Origin of the sequence: Microbacterium sp. Ru50 (genome assembly GCF_002920555.1) — a bacterium.
GTDB lineage: Bacteria > Actinomycetota > Actinomycetes > Actinomycetales > Microbacteriaceae > Microbacterium > Microbacterium arborescens.
Map to the genome: position 1 here is coordinate 1 of NZ_PQSV01000041.1, position 731 is coordinate 731.

Genomic DNA, 731 nt, shown 5'->3' on the forward strand with positions numbered 1-731 from the left:
TCTCTCGTGTGTCCCTCACGTGCGGCGGCCGTGTCCTTCCTCGTAGGACCGGCCGGCTGCGGGCCCGCGCCGGTCTCGCTGGGGATCTGGGTTGTGCCTTGCTTGAGTTGTGCGCGGACCGCCGGGTGGGAGCGGTCCCGAGGGGGTGGGGGTCCGTACTGCCGGTACTGCTGCGGCAGTGGGAGACGGGGGCGGGAGGTGGTACCGGAGTGTGTGCTGTCTGTATATCAGCGATCTGCCGTACGGGCTGGCAGGCGGCCGTACGGCAGATCGCCGACTGCTGTCATCTGCGCGGCTGCGAGTCGAGCACCTGCTGCAGGGCCTCGAACTCCTCGACGCACTTGCCGGAGCCGAGCGCGACGGAGTCCAGCGGGTCCTCGGCGATGTGGATCGGCATGCCGGTCTCGCGGCGGAGCCGCTCGTCCAGGCCGCGGAGCAGGGCGCCGCCGCCGGTGAGGACGATGCCGCGGTCCATCACGTCGCCGGAGAGCTCCGGCGGGCACTTGTCGAGGGTCGTCTTCACCGCGTCGACGATGGAGTTGACCGGCTCCTCGATGGCCTTGCGGACCTCGGCGGCGGAGATGACCACGGTCTTGGGCAGGCCCGAGACGAGGTCGCGGCCGCGGATCTCGGTGTGCTCGTCCTGGTCCAGGTCGTACGCCGAACCGATCGTGATCTTGATGGACTCGGCGGTGCGCTCACCGAGGAGGAGGCTGTACTCCTTCTTGATG

At 69.5% G+C, this 731-nt stretch carries 1 protein-coding gene; it reads right to left on the bottom strand.

The genetic code is table 11. The features are described from left to right. Nucleotides 1-283: 283 nt before the first annotated feature. Nucleotides 284-731 (bottom strand): rod shape-determining protein (locus C3481_RS16125; RefSeq protein ID WP_181021965.1); only part of this gene is annotated, 448 nt, incomplete at its 5' end.